General features: G+C 62.1%; 10 protein-coding genes and 1 pseudogene. 9 read left to right on the top strand and 2 right to left on the bottom strand.

Features of this window, described 5'->3' with window-relative positions; translation table 11 throughout:
- Window positions 1-11 precede the first annotated feature (11 nt).
- Complete coding sequence (locus tag IEY21_RS12930) at window positions 12-2,858, bottom strand: AfsR/SARP family transcriptional regulator (RefSeq protein ID WP_188904766.1); 2,847 nt, start codon at window positions 2,856-2,858, stop codon at window positions 12-14.
- A 318-nt stretch (window positions 2,859-3,176) separates the two neighbouring features.
- On the opposite strand from IEY21_RS12930, the gene IEY21_RS12925 reads away from it, so the two are divergent.
- The 9 genes from IEY21_RS12925 to IEY21_RS12885 all read left to right on the top strand — a co-directional run bounded on the left by IEY21_RS12925 (window position 3,177) and on the right by IEY21_RS12885 (window position 14,118).
- Complete coding sequence (locus tag IEY21_RS12925; protein WP_188904765.1) at window positions 3,177-4,928, top strand: thiol-activated cytolysin family protein; 1,752 nt, start codon at window positions 3,177-3,179, stop codon at window positions 4,926-4,928.
- A 194-nt stretch (window positions 4,929-5,122) separates the two neighbouring features.
- The gene (locus tag IEY21_RS12920) at window positions 5,123-6,223 is read left to right on the top strand and encodes an IS4 family transposase (RefSeq protein WP_444542373.1); all 1,101 of its coding nucleotides are present in this window, start codon (window positions 5,123-5,125) and stop codon (window positions 6,221-6,223) included.
- A 146-nt stretch (window positions 6,224-6,369) separates the two neighbouring features.
- Window positions 6,370-7,176: an IclR family transcriptional regulator gene (locus IEY21_RS12915; protein WP_188904764.1), complete on the top strand. Its 807-nt coding sequence runs from the start codon at window positions 6,370-6,372 to the stop codon at window positions 7,174-7,176.
- A gap of 10 nt (window positions 7,177-7,186) precedes the next feature.
- Window positions 7,187-8,767 (top strand): ABC transporter substrate-binding protein, encoded by a 1,581-nt coding sequence (locus IEY21_RS12910; protein WP_188904763.1) that lies wholly within the window; start codon window positions 7,187-7,189, stop codon window positions 8,765-8,767.
- A gap of 50 nt (window positions 8,768-8,817) precedes the next feature.
- Window positions 8,818-9,765 (top strand): ABC transporter permease, encoded by a 948-nt coding sequence (locus tag IEY21_RS12905; RefSeq protein WP_188904762.1) that lies wholly within the window; start codon window positions 8,818-8,820, stop codon window positions 9,763-9,765.
- Complete coding sequence (locus IEY21_RS12900) at window positions 9,758-10,642, top strand: ABC transporter permease (RefSeq protein WP_188904761.1); 885 nt, start codon at window positions 9,758-9,760, stop codon at window positions 10,640-10,642. Before IEY21_RS12905 ends, IEY21_RS12900 begins: the two co-directional genes overlap by 8 nt.
- Window positions 10,639-12,051 (top strand): BPL-N domain-containing protein, encoded by a 1,413-nt coding sequence (locus tag IEY21_RS12895; protein ID WP_188904760.1) that lies wholly within the window; start codon window positions 10,639-10,641, stop codon window positions 12,049-12,051. Before IEY21_RS12900 ends, IEY21_RS12895 begins: the two co-directional genes overlap by 4 nt.
- Window positions 12,044-13,288: a dipeptidase gene (locus IEY21_RS12890; protein WP_229753088.1), complete on the top strand. Its 1,245-nt coding sequence runs from the start codon at window positions 12,044-12,046 to the stop codon at window positions 13,286-13,288. Before IEY21_RS12895 ends, IEY21_RS12890 begins: the two co-directional genes overlap by 8 nt.
- The gene (locus tag IEY21_RS12885; protein ID WP_188904759.1) at window positions 13,285-14,118 is read left to right on the top strand and encodes an alpha/beta fold hydrolase; all 834 of its coding nucleotides are present in this window, start codon (window positions 13,285-13,287) and stop codon (window positions 14,116-14,118) included. The genes IEY21_RS12890 and IEY21_RS12885 overlap by 4 nt, the downstream gene beginning before the upstream one ends.
- A 91-nt stretch (window positions 14,119-14,209) precedes the next feature.
- On the opposite strand, the pseudogene IEY21_RS12880 reads toward IEY21_RS12885, so the two are convergent.
- A pseudogene (locus tag IEY21_RS12880) lies at window positions 14,210-15,369 on the bottom strand (IS3 family transposase).
- Window positions 15,370-15,622: the final 253 nt, after the last annotated feature.

Genomic DNA, 15,622 nt, shown 5'->3' with positions numbered 1-15,622 from the left:
AGGCAGGGCCTTCACGGCAGGCGCAGCCCCTGCCGGGCGAGGTCCTGCAGAAAGCCCGGGTCGGGTGCGCTACCCAGCTCCTGACGGAGCACGCGGGTGTAGGTGCGTAGGGCCTGCTCTCCCTCGGTCCGGCGCTCCAGGCCGACCAGTGTCTGGATCAGGCCCCGGTGGGCCACCTCGCACCACGGCTCGAAGTGCAGAACCTGCTGGTAGACCTCGGGCGCGTCCGGGCCGGATCTGCCCGCCAGGTGAAGCCCCAGGGCAATGGCCCTCTGCTGGCAGTGCTCCCGGACCTCCTGCACCCAGTCGCTCTCGACGCCTGGCAGAAACGTCTGCTGGTAGGCCTGGAACTGCGCCCGAAGGGTGGGAAGGTCAGTGGGCAACGGCAGGTCGGGGCGTGCGTCCAGGTGGACCCGGAGGGCGGTGCTAAGCCGGTAACGGCCGTCCTGGTAGGGGAGCGGGTCGAAGTCCGTGGACAGCGCCGTTCGCAGCGCGCCGCGCAGCCGCCGGACTGCCACGCGGAAATACTCGACATGCCGCTCCTCCGCGGAGCCGTCCCACAGCGCTGTGACCAGCTCATCGCGGGCGCCGGAGCCACGCTGACCCAGCCACACGAGCAGCTCGCGCGATTTGGCCAGCGCGACCGGGACTGCCTGTCCCGCGAGGCGCACGCTCACGTCGCCCAGGGCCGCGATCTCCAGCAGGAGTCCAGGGGCTGGACTGGGCTCAGGGCTGGGACGGGGGCGGGCGATGGACTCGCGCCTCTCATGCTCGGGCAGCTGGGCCCACAGGGCCATGGACCGCGCCTCGTCCATCAGCTCCGGGTGCTGGCGGGCGAGCAGGGCCAGCCCGCGGACCCGCAGGCCCGCGTCGGTCCAGGCCCGGACGGTCTGCACGTCCCCAACGAACGTGGCTCCAGGAAGCAGGCCGGTCAGCACGCGGTGATAGGCCTGCAGGTGCAGTGGGTCGGGGTGAACGCCGTCCAGCAACTGCCGCGCCTCCTCCATACGGTTCTGGGTGATCAGCACGTCGGCGCGCTTGAGCAGCAGTTCCTGCTGCTGGAGCCTCAGCTGTCCGGCCTGGGCGTGCGTCTGCGCCCCGGCGAGCGCGTCCACAGCGCGCTCAAGCTGTCCGTTCCAGAGCGCCAGGGACGCGTCCAGCAGCAGGCGACGAACGTGATACAGATGATGCCCGGGATCCATCCCGGGCGGAGCGGAGCCCAGAGCAGCCTGTGCCGCCGCAAGATCGCCCGCGTGCAGCGACAATTCCGCCTCGTCCAGTTGGATCATCGCCGCACGGACCGTCCATCCGAGGCCGTCATAGATGGTCCTGGACTCCCGCAGGGCCTGCCTCGAACTCGGCACATCCTGAGCGTGTCGGGTCACGAGGGCGCGCAGCTGCCACGCCTCCGCGAGTCGCACCGGATCTCCCTGGACGCGTGCCCACACCATCATCGTCTCCGCCGCCTCTTGAGCCGCTGAATGCTGACCTCGCTTCAAGGCAGCGTGGACGAACGGCCAGGACAGGGCCGGCTCGACCTGCCCAGGGCCGAGCCGGGCCAGGCCCTCGCTGGCGTAACGGTACTGCTGCTCCACGTCGCCGCGCCGTCCGTACACCATGGCTAACGACGCGAAGCCGGACGGAGACAGCTGCGCCGCTCGGCGCAGGCCCTGTAGGAGCGCCTCTCCGCGCGGCGCGTCTCCCGTCTCGATCAGCGCCCACGCCAGCCGGGCCGCCAGACTGTCGGGCAACTGTGCCACTGGCACCAGGTCCAGCAGATCACGGCTGAGGCGGTGCTCGCCCCGGGCGCGGAACTGATCGGTGAGGGGACCGACCACACGCAAGAACTCCGGGACAGCGCCGGCATGGGCGTACAACCGTGCGGCGCGGCGCAACTCGCCGCGGCCCTCGGCCATGTCGGCCGCGGCAAGTTGCAGGCGCTTCCGCCGCCCCGGATCGCGCGTCAGTTCCTGTTCCAGCACACCAAGCAGCAGTTGATGCGGCTGAAAGTGCTGCTGTCCCAGCGGCAGCAGGGGCAGGCCCGCCCGCTGCACCCGGGTGAGCCATCCGTCCGGCAGGGCGCTGCCCAGCCGGCACGCGTCGTCCTCGCTCCACGTCTCCAGCACCGCGAGGTCGGCCAGCCCGCAGCGGACCTCGTCCGGCAATCCGTCCAGGGAATCCCGCACGAGATCCTGCGTGCCGACGTGACGCTGCGTTCCGGCGGCGGCCAGGGCGAGGCCAGCGGGCCAGCCCTGGACCTCTTCCAGCACCCGGGCCGACAGGGACACGCCCCGCAGGTCCAGCAGGTTCGCGGTTTCCAGGGCACTGAACTGCAGGTCCGCGGCGTCCAGGATCAGGGCCTGACCGTGGGCCACAGGCCGGGCGAGCCGCAGGCCCTCGGCACGGTAACGGCTGATCAGCACGCGGTGCCCCTCTTCCAGCGCGAGGGCCAAGCTGATCAACCAGCGGGCCACCTGGTCGTCCTCGACCGGGTCGACGATCAGGTCGATGTTGGTGTCGGCTGCCGCCAGTGCCTGGATCAGGCCGTCCATCAGCGCGTGGTCCGGTGTCCGTGGATCGGGCTGGAGCAGATCGGCATGGACCCCGACATACGGCTGGATCCCGCGCGCAATGAGCCGGGTGACCTCCAGCGGGCCGGCGTGAGCCTCGGTCAGCCGGCACCACACGGCGGGCCGGGGCGTGCTCCGGGCGTATTGGGCGAGCAGCGTGGACTTCCCGTACCCAGACGGCGCAGCCAGCACGATCACCTGGGCATCCAGGGACTCGGCCAGCCGGGTCAGCAAGGTGGGACGCGTGATTTCGAACCGCGCCGGACGGGGAATCAGGGAGGACGTCATGGAGTGCCGGCATTCTAGTCGCTCACACTTCGGGCAAGGCTGACTTGAGGGTGCTCCAATCGCGGTTCCAGTCGATTTGCAAATCTCAGCGTACCTGAGCCACTCCCCAAAACCGGTTCAGGTCAGGCGTGAGGTCTGTTCACTGTCTGCGGACGGCGTGAAAAGAAAAACGAAGCTGGGAACGCTCCGAGAACACTGTGGCTTTCCCAGCGCGTTCCCCCTGGCTCCAGTAGACCTCAACCACGCCAACTGCCAGGAGGCTCAGCACTTCCGAATTCCGCGATCATCCTCCGCCCTCTTCCCTCACCAGGAGTTGTCATGAAAATCACTCAACGAATCATGCTGATGTCCACCGCTGTGCTTGCCTTAAGCTCGTGCAATCAGACGCCTGTCTCCCCTACTACGGGCACAGTGACATCACAGTACATCGAACCATGTGAGCCCTACGAGTCTTATAGCGTCGGCGATAACATGCGTGCTCAACAGTACCCTGATTCTTGTGGCAGCGGCCCGACCGATCCGCCCGATGATCCCGCCCCCACTGCCCCTTCAATCTCGGTGACGCCCATACAGGAGCTGTACAACCGCGCGGCCACGCTGGGCATCTCCCCTGCAGCCGCGGCTGTCCAGAACACTAACCCGTACAGCATTCAAAGCGGCGGCGGATCGTTTCAGGCGCAGTCCCACCCAATTGGGGCAAGCAGTCCCAGCAATTTCATCAGCCAGCTGTATGGCCAGATTGGCTGGATAGACCCGTCCACCACCCCAGTTATCGGTGCGCCCTCCAGCGACCCCAGCTGCGTCAGCCGACCTGTCACTGTCAACGGCGAAACACCGTTTCTGGTGGGTGTGACGGGGAACGACCCAAACATGTTCGTCGGGGCGATCTTGCAGGGACGCACCATAAACCAGGGTCCTGGCAGCATTGTTCCAGTTTATCCACCGGCCGGAAAGCGTGCCACAATGGACCTGACTGCGTCGTTTCCCGGGCCGATGCAATCCAACGTGCCTGCGACGCTGGGTGACGTGAACGCCGCTGTGGGCCGCTTGATTTCCACGGCACCGAGCGACATGAATGGTGAGATTTTCTTCGAAGTTCACGAAGCGTCCAGTGCGCAGGAGGCAGGCGTGAAACTCGGCGTAAAAGGCAAGATGGGCGATCTCCAGGCAAGCATCGACAGCGATTCGACCGCCACGAACGACCGAAGTATGGTGTTCGTCTCGTTCTTCCAGGCGCAGTATTGGGTGGACGTATCGCTTCCCGCCCGACCAATCGTTGAAGGTCTATTCAACAACGTCACTACTGGAGACCTTGAGGGTCTGGGCAACGACGGTCAGTTGGCATATGACAACCTGCCCACTTACGTGCAGCGGGTAGTGTACGGCCGTCGCCTGATCTTCTCGATGTCGTCCAACGTCAGCGTCAACGAATTAAAAGCCACAGTGACGGCAGCGTACGGGGACGGCAAGGATGCCAACAACGCTTCGGCCAGTCTCACGGTCCACCAGAAGAATACCCTGAAGAACTCGCACGTGAAGGTATATGCCTATGGTGGCCCGTTTACGCCCACTGATGCGGCCATCAAGGACCTCAAGTACCAGTCCTACTTCGGCGCAAATGCCAGCCCTTCCACCATGTTACCGGTCGGGTATGACGTACGCCGTTGGGATGGCCCCATAGTAAAGGTTCACAGCCCTTTCAATTACACTCAGCGTACCTGTAACCCCTATAAGCGCGTGATTCTGAAGTTCACCGAGATGTATGGCAGCGCAAACGTGTATGTTCTGGACGCCAGCAACAACAAAGTTTTCGCTGGCTCGATCGACACCAATGGCAGCATTGATATCACTGATAAATTGCGTGACGGTTACAACTCGATTCGTGTAGACAGCATCTCAACGCGCTCTTCGGGCATGTTTGGTAGTTATCAGCGCAGCATTAATCTCGATGTGGAAGCCGATGATGTGAGCGTTTTTAATCCTGGTCGTGTAAACTGCACATCCTGTCATTCAGGTGAGGCGTACAAGTTTGGCATCAATAAAACGACTGGCGCGACCAACTGGGAATAACGGCGTTGTGGATGAGTTTTAAAACCGCTAAATAACTTTGTACCACACGGACAATGGCGCCACCATGGTTGGGATCGTCGGGGAAACTCCCCGGCGATCTTTTGTCGTATGGCGGGCCTGCTCAGCACCTGACACTTTGCGACGAATGGCGTCTGAGACGCGATGAGGCATGACAAAGGGCGGTATCTGGGTCTGTGACGATCCCCGATACTGCCCACTTGCATGCTGACACGCTGGCCGCCCACCTGAAAACCCGCCTTCCGCATCGTCGCCTGGATGCCCTCCGGCGGCTCGCTGAAGTGCTGCTGGCACTGCTCCAAGCCGAATCCACACTTCACCGCAAGATCGCGCTCCATCTACCCCGGGAGGCCACGCTCGAATCCAAAACCCGCACCGTGGCGCGGGTTTTCCAAGACGCTCACCTCACGCCGCAGGATGTCACAGACGTCCTGCTTCCCCTTCTGCCGGACGGCAAACTGACGCTGATCATGGACCGCACCACCTGGCACTACGGCCAGACGCCCCTCAACATCCTGGTGCTGGGGGCGCTCCTCGGTGGCGCGGTCATTCCCCTCGTGTGGCGGGTCTTGCCGCATCAGGGGAATAGTTGCACAGCGGCCCGGATCCTGCTGGTGGCCCGTCTGCTGAAGGTGCTGCCTGCCCGTCGCTGGACTGTGGTCATCGCCGATCGGGAGTTCATCGGTCGAGAGTGGTGCTCATTCCTGCGCTGGAAACGCATCCGGCAGTGTGTACGCATCCGGGAGAACACCCGCCTTGAGGATGAGCTGGTCCGGGATCTCTTCACCACCCTGCAGCCCGGGGAAGTCCGCACACTCTTCGAGTGGTCCTGGGTGTACGGCGGATGGATGCACGTGGTCATCACCCTGTCCCCTGTGGGGGACAGGGTGATCGTCGCTTCGGATCTACCCGTTCTGGACATCCTGCAGACCTATCGCCTCAGGTGGGGTATTGAGTCGGCGTTCTCATCGTTGAAGTCCCGCGGGTTGAATCTGGAAGCCACGCACATGACCGCTCCAGAGCGGATCTCGCGGCTGTTCGGATTGCTGTGTATCGCGCTGGCGTGGATGGCTCGGGTGGGCGCGCAATGGGTTCAGGACCATCCTCCACGGCAGGACAACCGCGGGCGGGCCGTGGTCAGTCAGGTGCGGATCGGGTGGCAGGTGCTGGGTCAAGCTGCGCGGTGGGGCGGCGAGATCTTTGGGGACTGCCTTCAGTTGCTCAGCATGCCCTTCCCGCCTACCAACACGTCAAATTTCCGAAGTGTCAGGTGCTGAGGTGGAACACACTTACTCAAATTATGGCAATACAGCATTCAGACCAGATGCGGTGAGATTTGACCGGCTGCAAGCCAGCTTGTGTTCTCTACAACAATCCGATACGATTAATCAAACCGTTTAAGACAGTCAAACAGGAGACCAGGGTGACTCAGACCACCAGGGATGTTCCGCGCTACCTTATTCAGTCCGCCGCTCTCACGCTTGAGGTTCTGCTGGTATTTGGCCGCCCGCCCTATCGCTACACGCCCTCAGAAATGGCGCAGCAACTTGATCTTGATCGCAACCAGGCGTTCCGCTGCTTGCGCACCCTCCAACACGTTGGATTTATCCGTCTGGATGAGGACGACCGCTTCGTATTGACCAAGCTGGTTGACCAGCTTGCAACCGCGTCACAGCCACAGCCCACGCTGGTTGGTGCCGCGCAGGACTTCATGGACGAGGTTTCACAAACAACGGGGGAAACCGTCAACCTGTTTGTCCTTGACGGTGACCAGCTCAGCTGTGTGGATCACCGCGATGGTGTGCGGCCCGTACGTCTCGTGACCGAACCTGGCCGACGTATCCCTTTGCACGCCGGTGCGTGTCCAAAAGCAGTGCTGGCTTTCCTGTCTGCTGCAGAACAGGACACCGTCCTTACACAGTTGCCGGACCTGCCGCGTTTCACAGCGCGTACCGAACTCGATCCTGAGGTGCTGCGGCAGGAACTTGAATTTATCCGCCTGCGCGGTTACGCCATCAGTGATCTTGATATCGACGAAGAGGCCCGTGGCGTGGGCGCCCCCATCTTCAACGCTGCTGGACAGGTCATCGGCGCCATCAGTGTTGGGGGCCCCGCATCCCGTATGACCCCCCAACGTTTGGCAGAACTCGGCAACCTGATCCGCTCTGCTGCGCAGCGCATTTCACGTCAGCTGGGTCAGAACCGTCAACTGTTGTTCCCCCTTGAGTGAGGTGGCAAGTATGAAAAAAATGCGCACAATGAAGCTGGTGGCTCTTGGATTTCTCCTGGCTGGTGGTACTGGTGCCCAGAACGTCGATCCCAATGGCAGTGTTACTTTCGTGACGACGGCCGATCCGACCTTCAATCCGTGGAGTCCAAACGCATTTGTCGAGTCCAACCTGATCAACGAGTTGCTCTTCCCTGGCCTGACCCGTTGGGACAAAGACCTTAAGCCGGTTCCAGACCTTGCGACCTCCTGGAAGGCGTCTAGTGATGGTCTGAAATGGACCTTCAACCTGCGCAAGAACGTGAAGTGGTCTGACGGTAAGCCCCTCACGGCAGAGGACGTGGCATTTACCTTCAACGACATCGTGCTGAAAAAAGAGCTGGGGGCAAACCAGGGCAGTACCTGGCGTAACGCTGTGACCAAGGTCAATGTGATCAACTCAACGACCGCAGAATTCATCCTTGCACGGCCGTGGGCGTCCCTGCCCACCTACCTCGCCTACTACGCGGGTATCCTGCCCAAGCATGCCTTCGCGGGCGTGACCGATCCCTGGAAGTTCACGGCCTTTAACAAGCAGAATCCCGTCAGCTCGGGACCGTTTAAAATCTCGCAGGTGGTGTCCGGCGCCACCATCCGCATGGTGCGTAACGACAACTACTGGGGCACCAAGCCCAAGTTGCAGGGGGTGACTTTCAAGGTCGTGTCGGACAGCAACGCGCAACTCGCGCAACTGCTCTCCGGGGACGTGGATCTGATCGCCGTCAGCAATCCGGAAACCGTCGACCGGATCAAGAGCAGCCCCAACCTCGTGCTGGACATCGCCACTGCCAACATCTATTACTTCGTGGCCCTGAATCAGGATGACCCACGCTTCCAGGACGCCCGCGTACGTCAGGCGTTGCTGCATGCCATCAACCGGCCTGCCATGATCACCAGCGTTCTCAAAGGCTACGGGCAGGTCGCCACCGGTCCTATTGCGCCCATTCAGAAGAGCTACTACAACGCGAATGTCCAGCAGTACCCTTACGACCCCGCCAAAGCCAAGGCGCTGCTTGCTCAGGCTGGCTGGAAGCCCGGCCCGGACGGCACACTGATGAAAGATGGCAAGCCTTTTGTGATCAGTATGCCCACCGCGTCGTATCAGCAACTCGTGCCGATTTCGCTGCTGGTGCAGCAGTACTGGAAGGACATTGGCGTGAAGGCCGACATCAAGACCATGGACTGGAACTCATATATTCAACAGGTCATCGTTAAGCGTGACTATCAGGCGTCCGCCGCGTGGTGGTCGACCCCTGCTGATCCCGACGTGCTGCCGTACTACGATTCCTCAGCAGCGAACGTGGGCAACAACATTCCGAACTACAAGAACCCGAAGCTGGACGCGCTGCTTGAGAGCGGGCGCAAAGCCAGCAGCACGCTATCGCGCAAACGGATCTACAACGACGCGCAGGCGCTGATGGCCAAAGAACTGCCGTACCTGTACTTGTGGTACCCGCAGAGCATCACTGCGTACAACAAGCGCCTGCAGGGGATGCGCGGCATCACCCAGGCCGCAGACTTTCAGTACGCCAACGAGTGGTTCGTCGCGAAATAACCAGACAGGGCGCACTTCGGTGCGCCCACCTGCTTTCATGAGGTGCAAAGATGCTGGGTTTTCTGGTTCGCCGTCTCGGACAGGGCGTGCTTGTGCTCGTTCTGATTTCCCTGATCACGTTCTTTCTGATCAACCTTGCGCCGGGTGGGCCGAGTTCCGCTTCACGTTTTGAGACCACTGCTGAGGAACGCATCGCGCTGAACAAACAGCTGGGTCTTGATCAGCCACTCGTCTCCCGTTACGGGCAATGGGCTGGAAATCTGGTGCAGGGCGACTTTGGCGTCACCCTCAACGGCGGGCAGCCCATCGGGCCGATTTTGCGTCAGCGGCTTGGGAATACCGCACAGCTGGCGCTCTCGGCCCTATTGCTTTCCGTGGTGATTGGCATCCCACTGGGCATCCTCACGGCCATGCGCCGAAATTCTGTGCTCGATCACGTCACCAACACCATCACTACACTCGGCATGAGTATTCCAGACTTCTGGACTGGGATCATGGCGATCCTGCTGTTCTCCGTGGTGTGGAAGGTCCTGCCCTCCTCCGGGCTATATGACGCGAGCGCCGGCTTCTCGCTGGTGGGCTGGCTCAGACACATGATTCTCCCGGCGGGGGTGCTGGCTTTCGTGATGTTGCCCAACCTGGTGCGCTTCACACGCTCGTCGCTACTGGAGGTCCTTGGCATGGACTATCTGCGCACTGCCCGTGCCAAAGGCGTTGGAGAGCGCCGTGTGATCTCTAAACACGCGCTACGCAATGCCCTGGTCCCCATCATTGCCATGGTGGGGCTGATCCTTCCGGCGCTGCTCAGCGGCTCGGTGATCATCGAGAGCGTCTTTGGCCTGCCCGGCATGGGCCGCCTCGCAGTGGACGCCGCACTCGGACGTGACTACAACACCATCATGGCCGTCACGCTGGTGGCGGGGGCCGTGGTGATCGTCACCAATCTGCTCATCGACCTGACGTACTCGGTGGTTGACCCGAGGATCCGTCATGATTGAGGCGCGCGAAGTTGGGACAACTGTTTCTGCTGTGCCGGGAAGTAAGCGCCGGAAGGGGTTACTTGCACGGATGCTTTCGCACCCAGTTGGCCTGCTGGCAATCACCGTGCTGGCCATGATGTATCTGACCGCTTTCCTTGGGCCGCTCGTATACACCGCCTCGCCCATCACCACAGACGCGCTCAACACAACGGCCTCGCCTTCAGCGGAGCACCTGTTGGGCACAGACGAACTTGGCCGAGACGTACTTGCGCGGCTGATGTATGGCGGGCGCATTACGCTAATGATCAGCATCATCTCGATGCTTGTTGCCCTGAGCATCGGTTCGCTGGTTGGTGCCATGGCCGGCTACCACCGTGGCTGGCTGGAAGTGGTGCTGATGCGGGTCGTGGACACCTTCATGGCCATCCCCAGTTTTTTCCTGATCTTGGCGGCGCTGGCGGTGCTGGGCAACAGTCCGCCAATCGTGGTGCTGGTCGTGGGTCTGGGTTTCTGGCCACAGGTGGCGCGCATCGTGCACGCGGAGGTCACGAAGATCCGCAATTTTGACTTCGTGGAAGCCGAACGCGCGCTCGGTGCTTCCAGTAACCGCATCATCTGGCGGCATATCTTTCCGCAGGCCCTGCCGGCCACCGCCGTGCTGACCACGCTGGGCATCGCCTGGTCCATCCTCACGGAGACTGGATTGAGTTACCTGGGTCTGGGCATTCAGCCGCCGGTGGCGTCATGGGGGAACATGCTGCAAAACGCCCAGACGTACTTCTGGGTGAAGCCTGCCCTGGCGGTATATCCGGGGCTGATGATTGCGGTGGCCGTCCTGTGTTTCAACCTACTGGGGAATGTCCTGCGTGACCTGACTGATCCGAGGACCCGATGACTGCGGCCATGGTGAGCGGCGTCCCCACCTGGTGGATAGACTTGCGAGCCGAACTGTCCCCTGAACTGTCCCGGCTGCGGGTGGCAATCTATGCTTCAGCCGGCGCACCGTACCATCACGCGGCGCTCGTCGCGCAATGGGGCGGCCTACCGGAGCCCCTCAGTGCAGCGCAGATCCAGGCAGGCGGCCTGAAGGATTACGACGTCCTGGTGATGCCCGGAGGGGGCCTGTTGGGCATGGCAGGATTACTGGCCCCGCTGGGCATCACCGGCAGTCAGGCGATCCGGGAGTGGGTGGCAGCGGGCGGCATGTACATCGGCTCGTGCGCGGGCGCGTACCTGCCCGCGACCGTACCCGCAAGCTTTGCGGCGCAGCACCCGGCCATTGGACCCCTGCATTTGCTGGACGTCCCGCTGGCCAATGGTGCCGACGCTGGCTTGGGCGGCCTGGATTCCCCCGGGGTTGGCGTACTCCAGGCTGTAGTGGCCGCCCCGAGGCACTGGCTGACCCAGGGACTGCCTCACCGCTTCGAGGTCGTGCACTACAACGGGCCGTGCTTCACTCCCCTCGTTCACACCGACGTCACCGCCGTGACACACGTACAGGGTGCAGGTGTTGCCTTCACGCCATGGGAGCGCAGCTTGCCCGGCGACGCTGCACCGCTGGTGGAGACCCTGATTGCCGACGGCGCGGCGAATGTCGTGACTGGGCCGTTCGGTCAGGGCAACGTGGTTCTCTTCGGGTCCCATCCGGAGTTTGGCTTCGATGTGCTGCAACTCGGCTGGGGCGTCGCCGCCCGCCTGTTCGGGAATGCCCTCCGGCACCAGGGTCCCCGGAGCCGAGACTCGGTGCTGCAGCAGCGAGACATGTCCCGCGTGACACTGGAAGTGTGCCCTGTAGCGGACGATCTGCAGCGCGCCTCGCAACGCTTCACCGACCTGGTTGACCGCACTCCCGATCTGACGGGGGCACCGGCCTTCCAGGGCCAACAGGCGCCGGCCATCTGGAAGGCTGCCCTGACGGAAGCGTCAGCTCTGAGTGCTGACACTGCCGTGTTCCTGCGCGGCCTAGACACTGGGCAGGTGCCATCCGCCTGCGCATCCTGGCTCGATTCTTCCGCCACTCCTGCACAGGATTACGGTTTTGTGGGGCTACGTCAGCTGGCCACCCACATTCTTAGCCTGCTTGATCAGGCTGAGGCGCACCTAAGGTCGCCTCCGAAGCCATCAACATCTCCGTACGGCGACTGGGATCAACACCCCTACCACCTACTGGCCAGTAGCTATCTCAGCGCTTCTGGAGTGACCGCCTCCGCAAGCCTCGTGGCCGGCATCATCGGCACCCTGTCTGGGACCGACTGCCCACCACCTCACCCTATGTTCAGCCCCGAGAGGAAACATCATGACTGACCTGAAAGAAATGCCCATTCCTACCGATGCCCCGATGCAGCAGAAGAACTACAGTGGCTACAAGTCGTTCTCGTACCTGACGCCGGGAGAGGACTACAAGGTGTATCCGCTCGCGCAGGAAATCGGCCGCGTGCCCAGCCGCCGCGTGGAGGTCACGGACGAGCAGGAGACCCGCGTGCGGCGGCTGTTCCAGGAACAGCTGATGATCTCGCTGCACGACCACTGTTTCGTGGCCCCCGAGGACCTCAGCCAGTTCCTGGAATTCCGCCGCTGGGGCCGGGACTTCACCGGTTATGAGGGCCTGAGCGTCTCGGGGCTGGACGCGGTGTTCGACAACCTGATGAACGGCACGGCCATGATCACCTCGCGCGGCGGCTGGAAGTGGGACGACATTATCTATGACCTCGGGATGCGCCTGTCGGACATCGCCCATCAGGAGATGGTGGTGCTGTGCCGCACGACCGAGGACATCATCAACGCCAAGAAGAACGGACAGATCGCCTTTATCGTGTCCATCGAGGGCGCGGCGATGATCGAGAACGAACTCGACCGTCTGGACATCCTGTACGGACTGGGCGTGCGCTGCCTGGGCATCGCCTACAGCGAGGGCAACCAGCTCGGCGCGGGGCTCAAGGAGCCGAACGACGGCGGGCTCACCACCTTCGGGCGGCAGGCCGTGAAGCGCATGAACAAGCTCGGCATCGCCATCGACGTGAGTCACTCCGGGGACCGGACTTCGATGGACACCATCGAGGTCAGCGACAAGCCGATCTTCATCACGCACGCCGGGGCGCGCGCGCTGTGGAACTCCAACCGGCTCAAACCCGACGACATCATCCGGGCCTGCGCGGAGAAGGGCGGCGTGATCGGCATCGAGGCTGCGCCGCACACCACCCTGACCGAGCAGCACCCCCGGCACTCCATCGAGTCCTACATGGAGCATTTCGAGTACTGCGCCAACCTCGTGGGCATCGACCACGTGGCCTTTGGGCCGGACGTGCTGTTTGGTGACCATGTGGGCCTGCACACCGCCCTGACCGAGGCGCTGTCCATTGGCGCGTCGCGCGGACATCTGAGCTACGACAAGGTGCCGTTCGTGGACGGCATCGAGAATCCGGCCGAGGCGTTCCCAAACATCGTGCGCTGGCTGGTGAAGCACGGCTACAGCGACGAGGACATTGCCAAGGCGACGGGCGGAAACATCATGCGCGTGCTGAAAGAGGCCTGGTACCGATGAGTCGCAGCATCGAGGTCAACGGCGTGAAGCTTGTTTATGAAGATGGCGGCCAAGGTACTGCCATCGTCACCCTTCACGGCGGTCCCGGCATGGGCAGCCGGGCCGGGGACTGGACGGCCTTTCAGCCACTCACAGATCAGTATCGGCTGATCAGTTACGATCAGCGCGGGAACGGCGATTCCGATGCGGGTGAGCCGTACTCACACGCGCAGTTTGTGGACGATCTGGAGGCGCTGCGCCAGAAGTTGGATCTGGGCAAGATCGTGGTGCTGGGGGGCAGTTACGGCGGCTTCCTGGCCCTGGAATACGCGTTGGCCCACCCACAGAGCCTTCATGCGGTGATCTTGCGCGACACGGCGGCCAGCAACCGGTTCCAGGACACCAGTATGGAGCGCGCCATGTCGAGTGGTTTTCCTATGGATCAGGCGCGGCTGGAACGGCTGTTTGGGGGGCACGTCGGCAGCAACGACGAGTTCCGCGAGAGCTTTGGCATGATCCAACCCCTCTACACCGTGGAGCGTGATCCTGTCGCGGAGGCCAAGCGACTCGCCCAGATACCCTTCCGCTACGAAACACACAACTGGGCGTTCAGCCGCAACCAGCCGGAGTATGACCTGGTGGACCGCCTGAAGGAAATTCAGGTGCCGGTGCTGGTGACGGTGGGCCGTGAGGACTGGATTACACCTCTTGAGGCGTCGGAAGAGTTGGCAGCAGGCCTGCCAAACAACGAATTCGTGATCTTCGAGCACAGTGGACATTCGCCCCATATAGAGGAGCAGGAGCGATACCTGAAAGTCGTCAGGAGCTTTCTTGAACAGCATGTGTCGTGACCTGCCCCCTCAATTGGCGCGAGTGATGCAACAATTTTTGACAGGAAGCGAACATGCAGTGTGGGCCTACCCCGCTATTGCGTAGTTGAAGTTAAGCGGCCTTAGCCTGGCGTTCGAACTCGTGAGGTGTCAAGTAGCCCAGGGTGGAGTGACGGCGCTGTCGGTTGTAGAAGACCTCAATGTATTCGAAGATGGCCTGTCGGGCAACCATGCGGTTCTCGAAGATATTGTCCTCGAACAGCTCCCTTTTCAGGGAGCTGAAAAAACTCTCCACGACAGCATTGTCCCAGCAATCTCCCTTTCTACTCATGCTTTCTTTGGCCCGTAGGCGGGCCAATGCTTCCTGAAAAATCCGGCTGGCGTATTGACTTCCTCGATCGCTGTGATGAAGCAGACCAGGCGGGGGATCACGGCGCGAGGCGGCCATCTGTAAAGCCGCGAGCGGCAAGCTGGCGTGCATATGGGCTTCCATGGCGTACCCGACGACAGCACGGGAATGCAGATCCAGGGTCACCGCGAGGTACAGCCAGCCCTCCCTGGTGGGCAGATAGGTGATGTCGGATGCCCACACCTGATTCGGGTGGTGCACGTGGAACTGGCGCTCCAGCAGGTTCAGAGAAACCGGCAAGACGTGTTCACTGTCGGTCGTCCGCACCCAGTGGCGTTTTCCCTTCCCACTTAGTCTCGAGGCGCGGATCAGTCGGGTGACCCGCTTGCGGGAGACCCGGACGCCTTCAGCACGCAACTCCGCGTGAATCCGAGGCGCTCCGTATCGTCCCTTGGTGCGGACGTGGATGCCCTGGATGCGCTGTTGAAGCAGCGCATCCTCCTGTCTGCGGGTTGAAGGTGGCCTTCTTCGCCAGCTGTGGTATCCGCTCGCTGAGACGTCCAGGACCCGGCACATGATGTCCAGGCGGAACTCGACTCGGTGAGCAGTGATGAACTGATACCTCAGCGTGTGGTTTCTTTGGCAAAGAAGGCCGTAGCTTTTTTCAGGATTTCCCGCTACTGGCGCAGGATTTCGTTCTCTTTGCGGAGTCTCCGGATTTCCTGCTGTTCCGCTGTCAATACCTGGTGTCCGTGACCTGGGAACGCGACATTACCCTCGTCCTGCTCGGCCTTCATCCATTTTCGAAGGAGGGAAACCTGAATGCCCAGATTGCGGGCGGTACCTGAAACGTTGCTGCTGGTACGCGCGAGATGCACAGCATCCCGCTTGAACTCAGGGCGGTGGACTCTGCGGGTCGTCATGATGGTGCCTCCTATCTTCGAGGCTTATCTCCATCTGCGCATTACCGGATCACCCTCACCATCAAGCCGCCCCCTGGCAAGTAGTTGGGGAAAAGCTCCCCGGCTCCCGCTTTCTCCTCTCCGTGATCGGCTCCACTATATGGCGGTCCCATCGCTTCACCCTGAGTTGCCGGGGTAGTGCTCCAAGAATCCCGTCAAGCGGCGAAGAGAGACCTCGCCGACGCGACCAGTTTATCCCAGGGATAGGCGTAGC

It is taken from the genome of Deinococcus aerophilus, assembly GCF_014647075.1.
Classification (GTDB): Bacteria; Deinococcota; Deinococci; order Deinococcales; family Deinococcaceae; genus Deinococcus; species Deinococcus aerophilus.
The sequence above is the reverse complement of the archived record's forward strand: the minus strand, read 5'-3'. Positions and strand labels throughout refer to the sequence as shown.